Raw genomic sequence first — 17,036 nt, 5'->3', positions numbered from 1 at the left:
GTTTGATGTGCAATTTTGAATCTGTTGCGAAATTTGTTGCGATGGTTGCTATCGCTGTGCTGGCTTCCACGCCATTGGCGGCGGCAGAGCAAGGTGGAAAGTACTGGGTACCGGGCGAGCAGCCTGCAACTTACCGGGCGAGCGACATTCATAAATTAGAAAGGCAGCGAACCGCGGCCGAAATACGCAAGCGCTCCGCGTATGCGCGCATGCACGATCCGGTGGCGCCGAAAGGCAAGGAGCATCGTCTGGTCCTGCAGGTGAACAGCAATGATGCGGCCGCCATGAATCTCACGCTCAACAACGCAACCAACGTGACCGAGTATTACAAAGGGCTCGGCGAGAAGGTGCAGATCGAGGTGGTCACGTTCGGCCCGGGCCTGCACATGCTGCGCGAGGATACCTCGCCGGTGAAGGCCCGCATCGAGGAAATGGCCCTCAGTACACCCGAAGTGTCGTTCAAGGCCTGCGGCAATACCCAGGAGAAGATGCAGAAGGCCGAGAACAAGTCGATTCCGATCATCAAGCAGGCGGAAGTCGTGAAGTCCGGCGTCGTGCGCGTGATGGAGTTGCAGGAGAAGGGATGGGCCTATGTGAAGCCGTGAGCCGGAGGACCGGACTGCCTTGAACCCGCTTTGAGCTGGGCCGACCGCGCCGCCAATCGCATTGACGTTCCGCATCCGCTACGCCAAGCTCCGGGAAAATCAAAAAACAACCCGGGGAAACGCCATGCTCCGCGCCGAAGACAACAGGTTCCTCACCGAAGCCGGATCGGGAACGGGGATGGGCGAATTGCTACGCCGGTTCTGGATTCCGGTGCTGCTGTCGGAAGAGCTGCCGGAGCCGGACAGCGATCCGAAGAAGATCGTTGTGATGGGCGAGGAGCTGCTCGCCTTCCGCGACTCGAGGGGCGTGGTCGGCGTCATCGATCAATACTGCCCGCACCGCGGCGCCAATCTCTGGCTCGGCCGCAACGAGGAATGCGGCATCCGCTGCGTCTATCACGGCTGGAAGTTCGACACCGACGGCCGCTGCGTCGACATGCCGACCTCGTATCCGGACCTCAACGCCAAGGACCTGATCCGCATCAAGTCCTATCCGGTGCGCGAATGGGGCGAGATGATCTGGGCCTATATGGGCCCGGTCGATCAGATGCCGGAATTGCCCGCGCTGGAGATGGCGCTGCTGCCGGCCTCGCACCGCTTCGTCACCAAGAAATGGCAGGACTGCAACTGGGTGCAGGCGGTGGAAGGCTCGATCGACACCGCGCATTTCACCTTCGCGCATCTCTCCTTCGAGAAGGAGGAGAACGAGATCCTCGACATCAAGAAGCATTTCGTCAACCCGCTGACGCGGGTCGCGACCGATCACATGCGCTGGATCGCCGAGGACCCGCGGCCGGTGATCAAGATCAATCCGCACGACGCGGGGCTGACGGTCGCGGGCGGGCGGCTCACCGGCAGCGACAACATCTATTGGCGTATTGCCCAGTTCCTGATGCCGTTCCACAGCTACGCGCCGAGCTCGATGCCGGGCGAGAACATGTTTGGCCAGACCTTCGTGCCGGTGACCGACACCAATTGCTGGATCTACACCTATGCATGGAATCCCGAACGTCCGCTGACCGACGCCGAGCGCGACGGTTACGCCAACGGCAACGGCGTGATGGCCGTGGTCGACGAGAACTACGTGCCGCTGCGCAACAAGTCGAATGACTATCTGATCGATCGCAAGCTGCAGCGGACCAGGAGCTATACCGGCATCAAGGGCGTCTCCGAGCAGGACGCCGCGGTGCAGGACAGCCAGGGCCCGATCGCCGACCGCACCCGTGAGCATCTCGGCCCGACCGATCTCGGCATCATGCATTTCCGCAAGCTGATGATGGAGGCGGCCCGCGCGCTGCAAAACGGCGAGGCGCCGCCGCATGCCGCGCACCAGGATCGCTACACGGTGCGCTCCGGCGCCTGCGTCACCAGCAAGGCCAAGGATCTCACCGCCGTGATGGTCGAGCGGTTCGGCGATCCCGCAGGCTTCGTCGGCGGTCCCGGAAAGCAGACGGCGGCAGAATAACCTCCTCGGTCGTCCCGGCCTTCACTGGGACGCCATGTGGAGGTGGCGCGCTACAGCGGGGCTACAGCGGTATCTTTCGATACTCGCGGTTGGACAGGCTCGCTTCCTCCAGATCGAGGTCGCGCTCGATGCGGCGCCTGGTCTCGTCGGTGATCTTGCCGTCGCGCAGCAGCATGTGGATGAACTTGCGCTCGGATGAAATCAGTTCCCGGGTCAGCGCGGTGCCGGCCGCGGAGGCGTCGTGCTTTTCGGGGTCGAGCGTGTCGGGCAGCTGGTTGACGCGGATCTCGTGGCGCGAGCGCAAGAGCTTGACCACCTCGTCGGAGAGCTCGCGGTCGTCGGTGATCGCATCGAGCGATTTCAGCGCGGCGTTCAGCGCCTCGCGCCGCGCCGCGATCTCCTGCTCGTGCTCGGCGATATGCTCGCTTCGGCCGTCCTTGGCGAGGCCGAGCCAGCGCACCACCGGCGGCAGGGTGAGGCCGAGCCCGACCAGCGTCACGAAGATCACGCCGAAGGCGACGAATAGGATCAGGTCGCGATACGGAAAGGCGTCGCCATTCGGGAGTGTCAGCGGCAGCGCCAGTGCCGCGGCGAGCGAGACCGCGCCGCGCACGCCGGTGAAGGCAACCACGAACACCGCCCGCCACGACGGCAGCGGATCGCGGTCGCGGAGCTGCCGGCTGATCCAGCGCGGCAGATAGGTGCCGGGAAACACCCAGAGGAAGCGCGCGACGATCACGATGATTGCGACCAGCACCGTGGCGGTCAGGATGTCGTGCAGCGGAAACGACTTCGACTTCTCGTACAGCGAGCGCATCTGGAAGCCGGTCAGCAGGAACAGCAGGCCCTCGATCAGGTAGATGATCAAATCCCAGAAGAAGATGCCTTGCAGGCGCGTCGCGGCCGAGATCAATAGCGGTCCGTTCCAGCTCATATAGAGCCCGCAGGCGACGGTCGCGATCACGCCGCTGCCGCCGAAATGCTCGGGGATCCAGTAGGCGAGATAGGGCGTGATCAAGGACAGCGTGATCTCGACCTGCGGATCCCGGGCTCTGCGGCGGGCGCGCAGGCTGAGCCAGCCGACCGCGGTGCCGAACGCGATCTCGCCGGCAACGATCACAAGGAAGGTGCCGGTCGCCTTCGGCAGCGAGAACAGCCCTGTCGTGATGGCGGCGAGCGCGAAGCGGTAGAGGATCAGCGCGGTCGCGTCATTGGCCAGCCCCTCGCCCTCGAGGATCACCAGGATGCGGCGGGGCATGCCGAGCTTGCGGGCGATTGCGAGCGGCGCCACCACGTCCGGCGGCGCGACGATCGCCCCGAGCAGGAAGCCGACGCTCCAGGGCAGGCCGATCAGATAGTGGGTCGCCGCCGCGACCAGGAAGGCAGTGAAGATCACGCAGCCGACCGACAGCAGGATGATCGGCCGCAGATTGGCCCTGAATTCGCGCCAGCTCATCGCGACGCTCGCCGAATAGATCAGCGGCGGCAGCACCACCAGGAGCACGAGCTCGGGCGGCAGTTCCAGCGACGGCATGCCCGGCACGAAGGCGAGCACCACGCCGACCAGGAGCAGCAGGATCGCCGGCGCGACATCGGTCCGCCGCGCAACCAGGGCGGTTCCCGCCAGCACGCCGAGCAAGCTGAGAAAGATCTGAAACTTGGCTTCCATAACGGCTCAATTCGCCCGGAAACCAGCGCCAGTCAATGCGGTCCGGCCGGAGCCGGGCCGCTTGGGCATGTCACAAAGCCGTCGTGGAAACGCGGCGGGAGCGGCGGTCAGTCCTTGAGGTCGTAGCGGTAGGACTTCGAGACGATCTGCCAGCCGTCGGCGAGCTTCATGGCGACGAGGTAGTCGGTGAAGTAGCGCGGCGGCAGCTGGCAACGCACCTTGATGAAGGCCGTGTTGTCGTCGGAGCGGTCGATGGTGACGATGAAGTCCTCGCGCGGCTTGCCTTCGGCCTTCGCCGACGTGCGCTTGCGCACCAGAGCGAGCCAGTCCGGCACGGTCAGGACCTTCAGCTCGCCCTTCTCTACCCAGCGCAGATCGGCGCTTGGATGAAAGGCTTCGGCGAGCTTGTCGGCATTGCTTTCGTAGAGGCCGTCGAAATAGGTTTGCACGACGTTCTCGACGGTGGATCGATCTTGGCTCATGGGTTGGTCCTCCCGGCAGGGGTTTTGGTCTACAGGAGCGTTTTCGAGCGAAGCGGGTACCGGTTCGCGTGAGGAACGCGTCAAACGAGGATCGCGAGCCCGTTCCGATTCAATCGGAATGGAAAGGGCTCTGCAATCTAGCCGCGAACCGCCGCATCGCGCCATGGCCGGCGGCAAAATTCTGCGTGAGGAGCAAGCTGTGACCGCATCTGCAAATTCGAATGAAATCATCCTGACCGGCGAATGCTTCTGCGGCGACGTGCGCTACGAGGTGGCCGACGCGTTTGCCTATGCGCTGAATTGCCACTGCTCGAACTGCCGGCGCGCCACGGGATCGGCGTTCAAGCCGTTCGCGGGGATTGCCCGCAAAAAATTTACCGTCACACGCGGCGCCGACCGCCTCCTGATCTATGGCGATGAGATCACCCACGACGCGCATTGCGGCCGCTGCGGGTCGCTGCTCTATTCGCAGGTCCGTAACGGCGCCTATGCCCATGTCACTATGGGTACGCTGCGCGAGCCGCCTTCGATCCGGCCGACCGCCCATATCTTCGTCGGCTCCAAGGCGCCGTGGTACGCGATACTGGACGACCTGCCGCAATATCAGGAGCACGTGACGCAAGGTGAGGAATAAATGGCGGGGAATAAATCCGCTCAAGGCAGGTTCTTGTCCTGAGCCTGGTCGACTTGTGCCGCCGGCGTCTCGGACGGCCCCAGCGAGAAGGCGAGCACGACATCGTCGGCGCGCTGCTTGAACTCCTTGCCGACCGCCGCGCGCGCGGCGACGGCAAGTTGCTGCAACGGCTTGTCCTGGAGCAGGCTGGGGAAGGTGACGGTCACCGATGTGAGCCGGCCATTGTGCCAGTTGAACCCGACCGCCGGCTTGACCCCGACCATCGCAACCAGATCGTTCTCCACGGCCTTGGCGTGCTTGAAGCCGTCGAACACGGCGTCGACCAGGCCGCAGCCCGCGGCGCAGCCGGCCAGCAGCGCGAGGGCGAGGAGGTTTCGGGCCATGCTGCCGATCATGCCGCCGATCTTGCCGGGTCTGGCGGATGGAACCGCCGCGCTGGTGCCCTGCATCACGTCCTCCGTGCGTCTGTTCTTGTTGTCCGGATCGTGCACCAAATCTCGTGCCCGGCCAAATCCGAACCGGCGGTCCGTCTCGTCGACTAACAGTCAGGGTGACATGGTCGACGCCGGCGCGGATCGTGAGGCGCCTCACAAAATGCCGCGCTTGATTCTGGTATTCGGACCTGCATGCTGGAAAACCGCCAGAGTATCGCCATGAACAGGTCTGGGTTCTTGAAATTGAATCGATTGCTGCTCGCCGTCGCGGCCGTTCTGCTGATCGTCTGCCAGCCCGCCTTCGCGGAAAAGCGCGTGGCCCTGGTGCTCGGCAACTCGGCGTATCGGAACACCGCGCCGCTGGCCAACCCGGTCAACGATGCCTCGGTGATATCAGCGACGCTGAAGAATGCCGGCTTCGACACGGTCGACTTCCGCAAGGACCTGCCGGCGGTCGAGACCCGCCGCGCACTGCGCGAATTCGCCGACCTCGCCCGCGATGCCGATATTGCGCTGGTCTATTACGCCGGCCACGGCATCGAGGTCGACGGCGCCAACTACCTGATCCCGGTCGATGCCCGCCTGGAGCGCGACACCGACGTCTACGACGAGGCGTTTTCGCTCGACCGTATCCTGGTCGCGATCGAGCCGGCGCGGAAGCTGCGGCTGGTGATCCTCGATGCCTGCCGCGACAACCCGTTCGCCAAGACCATGAAGCGGACGCTGGCGACCCGGGCGATCGGGCAGGGCCTCGCCAAGGTCGAGCCGACCAGTCCGAACGTGCTGATCGCCTATTCGGCGAAAGCCGGGTCTACGGCGGCCGACGGCGACGGCAAGAACAGCCCGTTCACGATCGCGCTGTCGAAGTTCCTGCCGACGCCCGGTCTCGATGTCCGTCGCGCCTTCGGCTATGTCCGCGACGAGGTGCTGAAGACCACCAACAACCGCCAGGAGCCGTTCGTCTATGGCTCGCTCGGCGGCGAGGACGTGCCGCTGGTGCCGGCACTAGCCAAGCCGGCGCCCGTCGCCGCTGCCGCGTCCCCGATGTCGGCACCGACGCCGCAGTCGGAAGCCAGGCGCGACTACGAGCTCGCGCTGCAGATCGGCAACAAGAGCGCGATGAATGCTTTCCTCGCGCAGTATCCGAATGGCTACTACGCCAACCTCGCCAGGTTGCAGCTCGATAAATTCGCGACCGAGGACGCGCGCGTCGCCGCCACCGAGAAGGCGCGTCTGGCCGAGCAGGAGCGTGCACGGCTTGCCGCCGAGGGCGCGCAGAAGGCGCAGCAGGCGAAGGCCGAGGCCGACGCGAAGGCTGCCGAAGCCGCGCGTCTTGCCGCCGAACGGGCCAAGCAGGTCGCGCAGGAGCAGGCCACGGTTGCCGAGCAGAGGCGTCAGGCGGATGCTGCGCTCGCCGATCGCGCCGCGGCGAACAAGGCTGCTGCCGATCAATCGGCAACGCCGGCTGCGGCCGCGCCATCAGCTCCGCCTGAGAAGACCACGACCGTGGCGGCACTCGCCACCGGGGCGCCCGAGGCCGACGTAGTCAAATCGGTGCAGACCGAATTGCGCCGCGTCGGCTGCCTGACCGGCGCCGTCGATGGCGACTGGAACGCGGCGTCGCAGCGCTCGCTGACGCTGTTCAACCGCTATGCCGGCACCAGACTCGACGTCAAGGCCGCGAGTGTCGACACGCTCGATGCCGTCAGGCTGAAGCAGTCCCGCGTCTGTCCGCTGGTCTGCGAGCACGGCTATAGGGCCGATGGCGATCGCTGCACCACGATCGTGTGTGCCGAGGGCTCGTTCCTCAACGACGACAATGAATGCGAAAAACGGCGCGAGCGGAAGCCGGTCGCCAAACGCGACGGCGACGAGCGCCCGTCGCGCCGCGAGCAGGACCGTGCGTTCCGCCCGCAGCGCGAGCCGCAGCTCCCGTCCGCCGACATTCCGCGCCCGCAGGGCCGTGCGAGGGCGGAAGGCGGCGGCAGCGGGCAGATCACGTGCGATGCCTATCTGTGCCGTCCGGTCAGGCGCGGCTGCCATCTCGAATACCGCGGCGGCGGCGGCCCCGGCGGAAACGTCGGCAATGTCGAGGTCTGCAACTAGCGCCCGGGGAGATTAGGTTGAGCTGCAGCTGCAGCGGTACTTCACCTCTCCCTTGGGAGAGGTCGGCGCGCAGCGCCGGGTGAGGGATTGCGGTCTCTCGTTAGCGCCGCGGCCCCTCACCCGATTTGCTGCGCAAATCGACCTCTCCCCGTCGGGGAGAGGTGACGAGAGTCCGTGGCCGAACCGTTCGATCCAATTGATAACGCGCTAAATCAAGCTCGCCGCGATGTTCACCATCAGCGCCAGCAGCGCGGTGTTGAACACGAACGAGATGATGCCGTGCACGGTCGCGGTGCGGCGGATGATCTTGTCGGTGATGCCGACGTCGGAGACCTGCGCGGTCATGCCGATCACGAACGAGAAATAGACGAAGTCCCAATAGTCGACGTCGGTATGCGCATCGCCGCTTGGAAACTGCAATCCGCCGGGGGTCTTGCCGCGATAGAACTCATGGGCGTAGTGCAGCGCGAATGCGGTGTGCACCATGGCCCATGACAGCGTGATGGTGACGATGGCCACCGCCAGTCCGGCCGGGCTGCCCTTGGAGGCGCCGAGCTCGAACACGATGGCCAACAGGCTCGCCAGCGCGCCGAACGCGGTCAGCAGCAGGATCAGGAAACGGCCGTCGTCCTGCAGGATGGCGCTGCGCTTGATGTGGGCGACGCCACAGCGCAGCATCATCAGATAGGCGAGCACCAGGTAGAGCGCGGCGAAGGCGTCCCAGCCGGCAAGCAGGCGCGTGACGAGGCGTAGCGAGCCGGGCATCAACAGCGCGACGACGATGCCGACCACGATCGAAGTGAAGGTGCGCGGCCGGCCCACCACCACGCGGACCGGCATCGGCAGCTTGCGGAAACGAACAAGGCGGTCGTCGAATTCCTTGTTCATTTCGGGCGATTTCCAGTTAGAGCATGATCCGGAAAAGTGGAGTCCGGTTTTCCCTCGCGACAAACGCAACGCGTTTGCGCGGAGATCATGCTCAGAAAAGAGATTAGATCATGATGCGATTCGCATCATGATCTAGTTCTTGCGCTCGGCGACGAAGCGGGCTGCGGCGCGCAGCACGTCGCCCCGATCGCCGAACACCGACAGTGCGGCATCGGCGCGCGCCAAGAGGTCGCGCACGCGCTGCTTGGCGCCGTCGATGCCGAGCTGGGTGACGAAGGTGGTCTTGCCGAGTGCGGCGTCGGCGCCGGCCGGCTTGCCGAGTGCGGCCGCGTCACCCTCGACGTCGAGCAGATCGTCGGCGATCTGGAAGGCCTCGCCGAGCGCTTTGCCGTAATCGTCGAGCGCCTGGTATTCCTTCTGCGAGGCCTGGCCGAGGATCGCGCCGGCGATGCAGCCGAAGCGGAGCAGCGCGCCGGTCTTCATCTGCTGCACGCGGGCGACGTCGACCGGCTCGCGGTCGCCGAAACGGCCTTCGCCGGCGAGGTCGAGGATCTGGCCGCCGGCCATGCCGCCGACGCCGGAGGCGCGGGCCAGCGCGCGGGTCAGCAGCAGACGCACCTGAGCGTCCTTGTGGATCGCATCGCGGGTGATGATGTCGAAGGCAATCGTCAGCAGCGCGTCGCCGGCGAGGATCGCGGTGGCGTCGTCATAGGCTTTGTGCAGGGTCGGGCGGCCGCGGCGCAGGTCGGAATTGTCCATCGCCGGCAGATCGTCATGGATCAACGAGTAGCAGTGGATGCATTCCAGCGCGGCGCCGACCAGCAGCGCGGCTTCGCGCGGGATGCCGAACACCGCGGCGCTCTCGACCGCCAGGAACGGCCGCAGCCGCTTGCCGCCGCCGAGGCTTGAATAGCGCATCGCCTCGATCAGCCGCTTCGGGCGCACGATCTCGTCGCTCTCGGTCGCGTCGGACAGCAGTTTCGCGAGCAGGGCTTCGGTATCCTCCGCGGTCTGGTCCAGCCGCTTGGAAAACTCTGCAGTACCGGTCGTCATTAAGAATTGCTCCAGATCGATTTTCGGCCGGACAATCGTTGATGAGATCGGCTTCGTCAATTCCACCCTGCTATGGATTCGCGCCTTAAAAGTGCTGGAAAAACCGTGAATTATCCCACAGACGTCTGACGGTGCCGGCCGTGTCCTGGCGGGCGGGTGCCAAATCGTTGCTGGAGAGGTCCTCCCCGGAAACCCTCGTTTTGCGCATTGTCCGAATTTTATTGCTGGTTTTGCTGGCGGTGCTGTTGCTGCCCTATCTGGTGACGCCGTTCTACCGCACCGGTCAGCCGGTCTCGGCCCTGATGGCGTGGCGGACCCTGCGAGGCGCCCCGGTCACGCGGCATTGGGTCGATTTCGGCGCGATGTCGCCCTACCTGCCGCGGTCCGTGGTCAGCTCGGAGGATGCCCATTTCTGCAAGCACCGGGGCGTCGATTGGGGCGCGCTGCGCGAGGCGGTCAACGATGCCGAGGACGGTGAGGTGGCCCGCGGCGGCTCGACCATCACCCAGCAGGTGGCCAAGAACCTGTTCCTGTGGTCCGGCCGCAGCGTGATCCGCAAGGGGCTGGAACTGCCGCTGGCGCTCTGGATCGACTTCGTGCTGCCGAAGCAGCGGATCCTGGAAATCTACCTGAACATCGCGGAAATGGGCCCAGCCGGGCAGTTTGGCGCCGAAGCCGGCGCCCAATATGCCTTTGGCCGGTCCGCCGCGGCGCTGTCGCCCCGGGAAGCCGCGCTTTTGGCGGCGATTCTGCCGAATCCGCTCAAAAGGAGCGCCCGGAACCCGGGGCCGGGGGTGCGCAGGCTGTCCGGCACCTACATGGCCCGGGCCAATACCGTGACGCGGTGCTGGCGCGACAATCGCGGCGATTGAGCGCGATTTCGGGCGCATTTTGCTGTCTCCGGCCCTAGCTTTACGGAGTGCCTTCCTCTATAAGCGCGGCCTTACCGGCATCGCAGCTTGCGCTTCGAAGCGCTGAGCCACGTCCGTATTTCGGACGATGCCTCCGCAACACCCTAGAGGACACCGTCATGGCCGTTCCCAGAAGAAAAACCTCGCCGTCGCGTCGCGGCATGCGCCGTTCGGCCGATGCGATCAAGACCCCGACCTATGTCGAGGACAAGGACTCCGGCGAGCTGCGCCGTCCGCACCACCTCGACCTGAAGACCGGCATGTACAAGGGCCGCCAGGTCCTGAAGGCCAAGAAAGAGTCCTGATCGGACTTCGGCTGCCGCGCCGCGGAGGCGCGAGCATGACCCGGAAAAGTGCGTAGCGGTTTTCCGATAAGGTTGTGCTCCAATCAAACGGCGCTGCGCCTGAATTCGGCCAACGAGTGCGGTCAAGACGCGCGTCCGCGGCGAGGCAAGTGCCATCGCCGCTTTGCTGGTTCTCCCTGAAATAAGGCGCAAGCCCCGATGGTCGGTTTTCCGCTGCTGCTCGTTCCGCTCGCGGTCTACAACATCATCGCTTTCCTGATGCCCGGCGTGTCCTTCACGGACCCGCTGATCAGGCTGACCTTGCTGTCGGGCGAACAGTGGCAGATCACGCTCAGCGACATGCTGCTTGCCGCCGGCGTGCTGCTGTTGCTGCTCGAGGTCATCAAGGGCGCGCGCCCCGGCGCGAAATATCTCACCGACCATCTGCTGTCGCTGATCGTGTTCGGCGCGGCCGCCGCCGAATTCGTGCTGTGGCCGAAGTTCGGCAACTCGACCTATTGCCTGCTGACGCTGCTGGCGCTGGTCGATTTCATTTCCGGAATTGCGCTGCGCACCCGCCGCCGTGCGGTGGTCGCGCCTGCGGCGCCGGCACCGAGCGTCAGCAAGGCGCAGCCCGAGGCACCACAGCCTGCACCTGTCGCGCAGCCTGCACCGCGGCCCGAGCCCGCGCCTGTCGCCGCTCCGGCGCCTGCACCGGTCCCGCCGGCGACATCGGTCGCGGAATCCGTGCTGCTCGATCAGTCTGCGCCCAAGCCGACGGTCGCCTCGCCGGATCTGCAGCCGGGCGGCCACCCGTCATCGGACGGGCCGCAACGCTAGCGTGTTTTCGGAGGGAGCCATGAACGAACACGCGCCCCTTCCGATCGCCGATCCGACGACAACGCAATCGATCTTCGACTGGCTCGAACGGTTCGCTGCCTGCGTCAGGGCGGTCGACTATGCGGCCGCCCGCCCGTTCTGGCATCCGGACATCATCTCGTTCGGCACCTATCAGGAACTGATCCACGGCCGCACGCGCTGGACCGAGATGCAGTGGGACAACGTTTGGCCCCGCACCGCGGATTTCGCCTTCGATCTCGCGCATACGGAGGTGCTGATCAGCGCCGATGGCGGCATGGCGACGGTGATCACGCCCTGGACCAGCACCGGCTTCAATCCGGACGGCAGCCGCTTCGACCGGCCGGGGCGGGCGACGATCATCCTCGCGCGCCAGGCCGACGGGCGCTGGCTCGGCATCCATTCCCACATGTCGCTGCGCCGCGGCGTGCCGCAGGACAGTCACGGCAACCGGCCGGTCAAGGCCCGCTGATCGCGCGATGGTTTGCTAGATGATCTGCCGGGTGCGTCGCGTCACGCTGCGGCGTTCGTCGATATGCGGGCCGTAGGCGGTCTGTGCGTCGGCCAATGACCCACGCCGCAGCCCGCACGTCTGCGGCTCGTGCGCGGCGGTTGCGATCAGGTGAGCCAGAAATGACGGGTCCCCGTGCGGCAGCGGGATCTTGGGCGCCCAATGGGTGGTCACGGCCAGCGGCACCAGCGCCGTGCTGGTCACGGCGGCAGTGTCGGTGAACTCGCCGTCGAGGACCTCTGACTGATCGATATCAAACATCGCCTGCGACCCGATGGAGCGTCATAGTTTGGGACGTTGCGTCCCTCTGCAACACCCTCATGGCAAGGGTCATGCCCGCCATCCCCAGTTCGTTCCGCGGCAGTCGAAAACGTGGTTTCCAGATTATTTATCAACTTCTCCTAGCGTTGGATTCGCCGGAACCACTATCTTGAGGCTGTGGAGAATCACCGGGTGCCGTCCCAAATCGAGACATGTTCGATGCCCCCTGTCCCGCCAGCTGCCAGCATCCTCGCCTCGCTCGGCCAAGCGACCTTCGCTTGGGACCTGGCGAGCGACGCGATGGCCTGGAGCGACAATGTGGCGACGGTGTTCCCGGACATCCCGGTCGCGGCGCTGGCGAGCGGCGCCGAGCTCGCGAAGCTGATCGAGCCGTCGCGCAGCATTCGCGTGGACGCGCTCGGCCACGCCGCGCCGTCGCGAAGCGGGGAGCCGGTGCCTTACCGGATCGAATATGGCGTACGGAGCGTCACATCGGCGCCGGTGATCTGGATCGAGGAGACCGGCTGCTGGTTTGCCGGCCCCGACGGCAGGCCGTCGCGGGTGCAGGGCATCGTCCGGGTCAACAATGAACGCCACGCCCGCGACGAGCAGCTCTTGAAACTGTCGCGGCACGATCCGCTGACGGGCGAGCTCAACCGCACCCATCTGGTCGCCTCGCTCGCCGAGAGCATCGAGGAGTGCGCGCGCTTCCGCACTTCCTGTGCCTTCATGCTGATCGGCATCGATCATCTGGCGCGGGTCAACGACGCTTTCGGCTTCGATGTCGCGGACGCCGTCATCGCCGAGGTGGCGAAGCGGATTCGCGCCCGGCTGCGCAGCGGCGACATGCTCGGCCGCTTCTCCGGCAACAAGTTCGGCCTGATCCTGCGCAACTGCACCGTCGACGATACCAACGTCGCGGCCGAGCGCTTCCTCGCCGCGGTGCGCGACGAGGTGGTGCCGACCAGGTCCGGCCCGGTATCGGTGACCGCATCGATCGGTGCCGTCACCATCCCGCGCCATGCGAAGTCGGCGGAAGAGGCGGTCAATCGCGCCCAGGAGACGCTGGATGCCGCCAAGAGCCGCCGCGCCGGTTCGTTCGCGCTGTGGAAGCCGAATGTCGAGCGCGACGCGCAGCGCCGCGTCAACATCCGCGTCACCGACGAGATCGTCACCGCGCTGAACGAGCGCCGCATCGTGATCGGCTTCGAGCCGGTAGTCGATGCGCGCTCGCGGCAGCCGTCGTTTTACGAGTGCCTGGTCCGCATGGAGCAGGACGACGGCCGTGCGCTGCTCGCGCCCGACATCGTGCCGGTCGCCGAGCGGCTCGGCCTGATCCGGCTGGTCGATCATCGCGTGCTGGAGCTCGCCATCGCCGAGCTCGCCGCGGCCCCTGATGTGCAGCTCAGCCTCAACATCTCGCCGGACACCACGATGGATCCGGACTGGTGGGCCACCATCGAATCCTTGATGCGCGCGCATCCCGGCGTCGGCGAGCGGCTGATCGTGGAGATCACCGAGACCGTCGCGATCCAGGACATCGACGACGTCCGCGGCTTCGTCACGCGGCTGAAGAATTTCGGCAGCCGGATCGCGATCGACGATTTCGGCGCCGGCTACACCTCGTTCCGCAACCTGCGCAAGCTCGGCGTCGACATCGTCAAGATCGACGGCGCCTTCGTGCAGAACATCGTGCGCTCGGCCGACGATCGCGCCTTCGTGCAGACGCTGATCGATCTTGCGCGCCGGCTTGAGATCAAGACGGTCGCCGAATGGGTGCAGGACGAGGAAGCCGCCGTGATGCTGCGCGAATGGGGCTGCGACTTCATCCAGGGCCGCCTGATCGGCCTCGCCTCGCCGGAGCGGCCGTGGAACGTGCCGGCGGAAAAGGTCGTGCCCGCCGCGGGCTGACGTCGTTATACCTGCCACGCGGGTCATTGCGTTGACCCCGGCCCCCGCACCTCATATCCGGCAGCGCAAGCGTGCGCCCGAATCGTGCGGCTGCGCTTTTTCCGGAGAGCATCGCGGCATGGACTGGAACGACTTTCGGCTGATCCTTGCCATCAGCCGGGCCGGCTCGCTCAGGGGAGCTGCGCAGGAGCTGGGTAACGACCACTCCACGATCTTTCGCTGGCTCAACGCGCTCGAGGCGAGGTTTGAGGTCCAGCTCTTCGAGCGAAACGGCGGCGTCTATACGCCGACGGACGCCGGAGACCGGATGCTGCTCGCCGCCGAACGCATGGAGAGGGAGGTGCTGGCGGTCGACCGCGACGTCACCGGCCGGGACGCTCGGCTGTCCGGCAATTTGCGGATCACCTGCTCGGAATCGCTGGCCTACCGCATCCTCAACGATCTGCTCGCGGAGTTCAGGTCGAGGCACGCGGGGATCACGCTCGAGCTGCTCGTCGACAACCGCCAGCTCGACCTGCTGCGACGCGAGGCCGATATCGCGATCCGGGCGACGCGCCCGTCTGAGGGCGACTTGTTCGGACGGCAGATCGCGGAGACGGCGTGGGCGCTTTACGCGAGCCCGCGCTATCTGGCCGACCGCGGCCGGCCCGGCGGCGCCCCGTTCGAGGGCCACAGCTTCATCGGCTGGGATAGTTCGGCGGCCGCGGCCGCGGCGAGCTGGCTCACCGCAACCGTGCCGAATGATCAGATCGTGTATCGCTCCAGCAGCCTGATCAACCAGATGATGGCGGTGAAGGCCGGCATCGGCATGGCGTTGCTGCCCTGCTATCTTGGCGATCAGGAATCCGACATCGAAACCGTCTCCGTCCCGGAGGCCGCGCTCACGCGTGAACTCTGGCTGATCACCCACCGCGATCTGCGCAACACCGCCCGCGTCCGCGCCTTCTTCGATATCGTGGGGCAGGGGCTGACGGCGCGTCGGCAATTGCTCGAAGGACGTTCGCGCAATCGCGCTCTGATCTAGCCGGCGGGATTGTAGCCCCGTTGCTGAAACGGATGCGCTTCGGCGAATGCCGGCAAGGCGAAGCATCGCTTCGCCAGCGCCGCCACCTCCGGAAATGCCGCGAGCTCCATGCGATAGACGTCGGCGAGGGCCACCTGGCCCGCGATGCTGATGTCGGCGATCGTGGGGGCCGGTCCCAGCGCGAAGGAAGCCGCCGGACGCCGCGTCAGCAATCGCTCGTAGGTCGAAAGTCCCTCGGCGGTCCAATGCCTGCACCATGTCTCGATGGCGGCGGCATCGGCGCCGAACGCCTGCGCGAGATGCTTGCGGACGCGCGGGACGGTCAGGGGATGCGCATCGGCGGCGAGGATCATTGCCAGCGATCGTGCATAGGCCCGTTCGCTTGGGTCGGCCGGTAGCAACCGCGGCTCGGGATGGATCTCGTCGAGATATTCGATGATCGCCAGCGACTGGAAGATGGCGCGGCCGTCATGAACGAGGGTGGGGACGACATGCTCCGCGTTGACTTCGGCGTAGCCCGGATCGAACTGGCGTCCGGAGAGGATGTCGATGTCGATTTCCTCGAAATCGAGGTTCTTGAGCGCAAGCGCGACGCGGACGCGGAATGCCGCGTTCGAGCGCCAGAAGCCGTAGAGCTGGATGGTCATCGGGATTGCCTTCTGTCGGAGGCAATCTCTGTAGCGGACCCCGCGAGGTGCGTCGCAGGTGATGCGATTGCCGTGCGGCAATCAGGGCTTGCGCGTCCGCAAGCCCTGTCGGGGCGCGGGGAGGTGCTTCAGCGCCGCGCCCGCGGGCCAAATGTCGCAAGCCACGGCGCGAGACCGTGCGGCAGTTCGAATTGCTTCCGCGCGGCATCATCAAATGGCTTCACCTCGAAGCCACGCACCAGCTTGATGTATCTTTCGGCGCCGGGCGACAGCCGAACCCGGCCATCGGCGAGTATCATGACGAATCCGCCGTGCGGCGTTTCGTGCAGCGTCCAGAGGGCCTTGCCGGTCGAGATATCCCGCAGGGTAAATCCGTCGATCAGACGACTGCCGTCAACCGAGAAGTCGCCAGTGCGCTCGGTGCGCAGAAGCGTGCGGCCGGTTGCGACGTCGACAATGGCCTGGCTCTGGCCATGGATGAAGCGGCCACTGGGAGATTGCCCAGCAATCAGTCCGGAAAAATCTCCAAGGTCGAACCATTCGTGGCGGATATCTGCATCGGTCGGCAGGATGCGCTCGACAACGCCGAGATCCCTCATCACCCGGTCACAGAAGATCACGCCGCAAACGGGGCGGAATGCCGGTGTGAGTGGCGCAATCAGGCTATTCGCGGTCGTCGATACGTCGCGCCATTTACCTGATATGAACAGCGATCGATTGCGCATCACGAGCGGTCGGCCCGTATCCGAGACGGCGCCGATCTTCCAATCGAATCCTTGATGCGCGCGCATCCCGGCGTCGGCGAGCGGCTGATCGTGGAGATCACCGAGACCGTCGCGATCCAGGACATCGACGACGTCCGCGGCTTCGTCACGCGGCTGAAGAATTTCGGCAGCCGGATCGCGATCGACGATTTCGGCGCCGGCTACACCTCGTTCCGCAACCTGCGCAAGCTCGGCGTCGACATCGTCAAGATCGACGGCGCCTTCGTGCAGAACATCGTGCGCTCGGCCGACGATCGCGCCTTCGTGCAGACGCTGATCGATCTTGCGCGCCGGCTTGAGATCAAGACGGTCGCCGAATGGGTGCAGGACGAGGAAGCCGCCGTGATGCTGCGCGAATGGGGCTGCGACTTCATTCAGGGCCGCCTGATCGGCCTCGCCTCGCCGGACCGGCCGTGGAACGTGCCGGCGGAAAAGGTTGTGCCCGCCGCGGGCTGACTCGGATTGCCCAACAAACGGTGTCGTCCCGGCGAAGGCCGGGACCCATACGCCGCGGCTTCTCAATGAGGCG

Annotated in this window: 18 protein-coding genes and 1 pseudogene; 11 read left to right on the top strand and 8 right to left on the bottom strand. The window is 65.7% G+C overall.

All coding sequences use genetic code 11. The features are described 5' to 3' along the window. Positions 1 to 5: 5 nt before the first annotated feature. Both ACTUWL_RS14345 and ACTUWL_RS14340 read left to right on the top strand, forming a co-directional pair. Entirely contained in the window at positions 6 to 605 is a 600-nt protein-coding gene (locus ACTUWL_RS14345; protein ID WP_021077546.1) for a DsrE family protein, read from the top strand. A 124-nt stretch (positions 606 to 729) separates the two neighbouring features. Next, complete coding sequence (locus ACTUWL_RS14340) at positions 730 to 2,070, top strand: Rieske 2Fe-2S domain-containing protein (protein WP_021077545.1); 1,341 nt, start codon at positions 730 to 732, stop codon at positions 2,068 to 2,070. Positions 2,071 to 2,131: 61 nt separating this feature from the next. Here the strand turns inward: ACTUWL_RS14340 and ACTUWL_RS14335 are convergent, their stop codons facing one another. Both ACTUWL_RS14335 and ACTUWL_RS14330 read right to left on the bottom strand, forming a co-directional pair. After that, entirely contained in the window at positions 2,132 to 3,739 is a 1,608-nt protein-coding gene (locus ACTUWL_RS14335; protein ID WP_021077544.1) for a Na+/H+ antiporter, read from the bottom strand. Between the two features lie 107 nt (positions 3,740 to 3,846). Further along, positions 3,847 to 4,221: a nuclear transport factor 2 family protein gene (locus ACTUWL_RS14330; RefSeq protein ID WP_021077543.1), complete on the bottom strand. Its 375-nt coding sequence runs from the start codon at positions 4,219 to 4,221 to the stop codon at positions 3,847 to 3,849. Positions 4,222 to 4,384: 163 nt separating this feature from the next. On the opposite strand from ACTUWL_RS14330, the gene ACTUWL_RS14325 reads away from it, so the two are divergent. Next, entirely contained in the window at positions 4,385 to 4,855 is a 471-nt protein-coding gene (locus ACTUWL_RS14325) for a GFA family protein (RefSeq protein ID WP_106940404.1), read from the top strand. A 20-nt stretch (positions 4,856 to 4,875) separates the two neighbouring features. On the opposite strand, the gene ACTUWL_RS14320 is transcribed toward ACTUWL_RS14325, so the two are convergent. Continuing rightward, entirely contained in the window at positions 4,876 to 5,304 is a 429-nt protein-coding gene (locus tag ACTUWL_RS14320) for a hypothetical protein (RefSeq protein WP_021077541.1), read from the bottom strand. 204 nt (positions 5,305 to 5,508) lie between these two features. On the opposite strand from ACTUWL_RS14320, the gene ACTUWL_RS14315 reads away from it, so the two are divergent. Beyond that, a complete protein-coding gene (locus ACTUWL_RS14315) occupies positions 5,509 to 7,395 on the top strand; it encodes a caspase family protein (RefSeq protein WP_035650544.1) in 1,887 nt (628 codons plus the stop codon). Between the two features lie 207 nt (positions 7,396 to 7,602). Here the strand turns inward: ACTUWL_RS14315 and ACTUWL_RS14310 are convergent, their stop codons facing one another. Then, positions 7,603 to 8,283 carry a DUF1345 domain-containing protein gene (locus tag ACTUWL_RS14310; RefSeq protein ID WP_021077539.1) on the bottom strand — a complete coding sequence of 227 codons (681 nt, stop codon included), beginning with the start codon at positions 8,281 to 8,283 and terminating at the stop codon, positions 7,603 to 7,605. A 132-nt stretch (positions 8,284 to 8,415) separates the two neighbouring features. Beyond that, positions 8,416 to 9,336 carry a polyprenyl synthetase family protein gene (locus ACTUWL_RS14305; RefSeq protein ID WP_021077538.1) on the bottom strand — a complete coding sequence of 307 codons (921 nt, stop codon included), beginning with the start codon at positions 9,334 to 9,336 and terminating at the stop codon, positions 8,416 to 8,418. Between the two features lie 200 nt (positions 9,337 to 9,536). On the opposite strand from ACTUWL_RS14305, the gene mtgA reads away from it, so the two are divergent. From mtgA to ACTUWL_RS14285, 4 genes are all read left to right on the top strand, one after another. Next, complete coding sequence (mtgA, locus tag ACTUWL_RS14300) at positions 9,537 to 10,208, top strand: monofunctional biosynthetic peptidoglycan transglycosylase (protein WP_035650502.1); 672 nt, start codon at positions 9,537 to 9,539, stop codon at positions 10,206 to 10,208. Positions 10,209 to 10,366: 158 nt separating this feature from the next. After that, positions 10,367 to 10,552, top strand: a complete 186-nt coding sequence (gene rpmF, locus ACTUWL_RS14295; protein ID WP_021077536.1) for a 50S ribosomal protein L32 — start codon at positions 10,367 to 10,369, stop codon at positions 10,550 to 10,552. A gap of 198 nt (positions 10,553 to 10,750) precedes the next feature. Next, positions 10,751 to 11,371, top strand: a complete 621-nt coding sequence (locus ACTUWL_RS14290; protein ID WP_021077535.1) for a hypothetical protein — start codon at positions 10,751 to 10,753, stop codon at positions 11,369 to 11,371. Between the two features lie 19 nt (positions 11,372 to 11,390). Further along, on the top strand, positions 11,391 to 11,861 hold the full coding sequence (locus tag ACTUWL_RS14285) for a YybH family protein (RefSeq protein WP_021077534.1): 471 nt from the start codon (positions 11,391 to 11,393) through the stop codon (positions 11,859 to 11,861). Between the two features lie 15 nt (positions 11,862 to 11,876). Here the strand turns inward: ACTUWL_RS14285 and ACTUWL_RS14280 are convergent, their stop codons facing one another. Then, positions 11,877 to 12,161 (bottom strand): hypothetical protein, encoded by a 285-nt coding sequence (locus ACTUWL_RS14280; protein ID WP_021077533.1) that lies wholly within the window; start codon positions 12,159 to 12,161, stop codon positions 11,877 to 11,879. A gap of 219 nt (positions 12,162 to 12,380) precedes the next feature. Here ACTUWL_RS14280 and ACTUWL_RS14275 point away from each other — a divergent pair, with 219 nt between their 5' ends. Further along, positions 12,381 to 14,072 carry a putative bifunctional diguanylate cyclase/phosphodiesterase gene (locus tag ACTUWL_RS14275; RefSeq protein ID WP_168470980.1) on the top strand — a complete coding sequence of 564 codons (1,692 nt, stop codon included), beginning with the start codon at positions 12,381 to 12,383 and terminating at the stop codon, positions 14,070 to 14,072. 31 nt (positions 14,073 to 14,103) lie between these two features. Beyond that, on the top strand, positions 14,104 to 15,096 hold the full coding sequence (locus ACTUWL_RS14270) for a LysR family transcriptional regulator (protein ID WP_307756490.1): 993 nt from the start codon (positions 14,104 to 14,106) through the stop codon (positions 15,094 to 15,096). On the opposite strand, the gene maiA is transcribed toward ACTUWL_RS14270, so the two are convergent. After that, complete coding sequence (maiA, locus tag ACTUWL_RS14265) at positions 15,093 to 15,743, bottom strand: maleylacetoacetate isomerase (RefSeq protein ID WP_021082498.1); 651 nt, start codon at positions 15,741 to 15,743, stop codon at positions 15,093 to 15,095. The genes ACTUWL_RS14270 and maiA overlap by 4 nt on opposite strands. A gap of 128 nt (positions 15,744 to 15,871) precedes the next feature. Beyond that, positions 15,872 to 16,534 carry a hypothetical protein gene (locus ACTUWL_RS14260; RefSeq protein WP_035653678.1) on the bottom strand — a complete coding sequence of 221 codons (663 nt, stop codon included), beginning with the start codon at positions 16,532 to 16,534 and terminating at the stop codon, positions 15,872 to 15,874. Between ACTUWL_RS14260 and ACTUWL_RS14255 the strand changes: the two are divergent. Continuing rightward, positions 16,511 to 16,963: pseudogene (locus ACTUWL_RS14255) on the top strand (EAL domain-containing protein); the annotation flags it as partial. The gene ACTUWL_RS14260 and the pseudogene ACTUWL_RS14255 overlap by 24 nt on opposite strands. Between the last annotated feature and the right edge of the window lie 73 nt (positions 16,964 to 17,036).

This window comes from Bradyrhizobium sp. WCU1, assembly GCF_053474805.1.
This window is presented reverse-complemented; position numbering and strand designations above follow the sequence as displayed.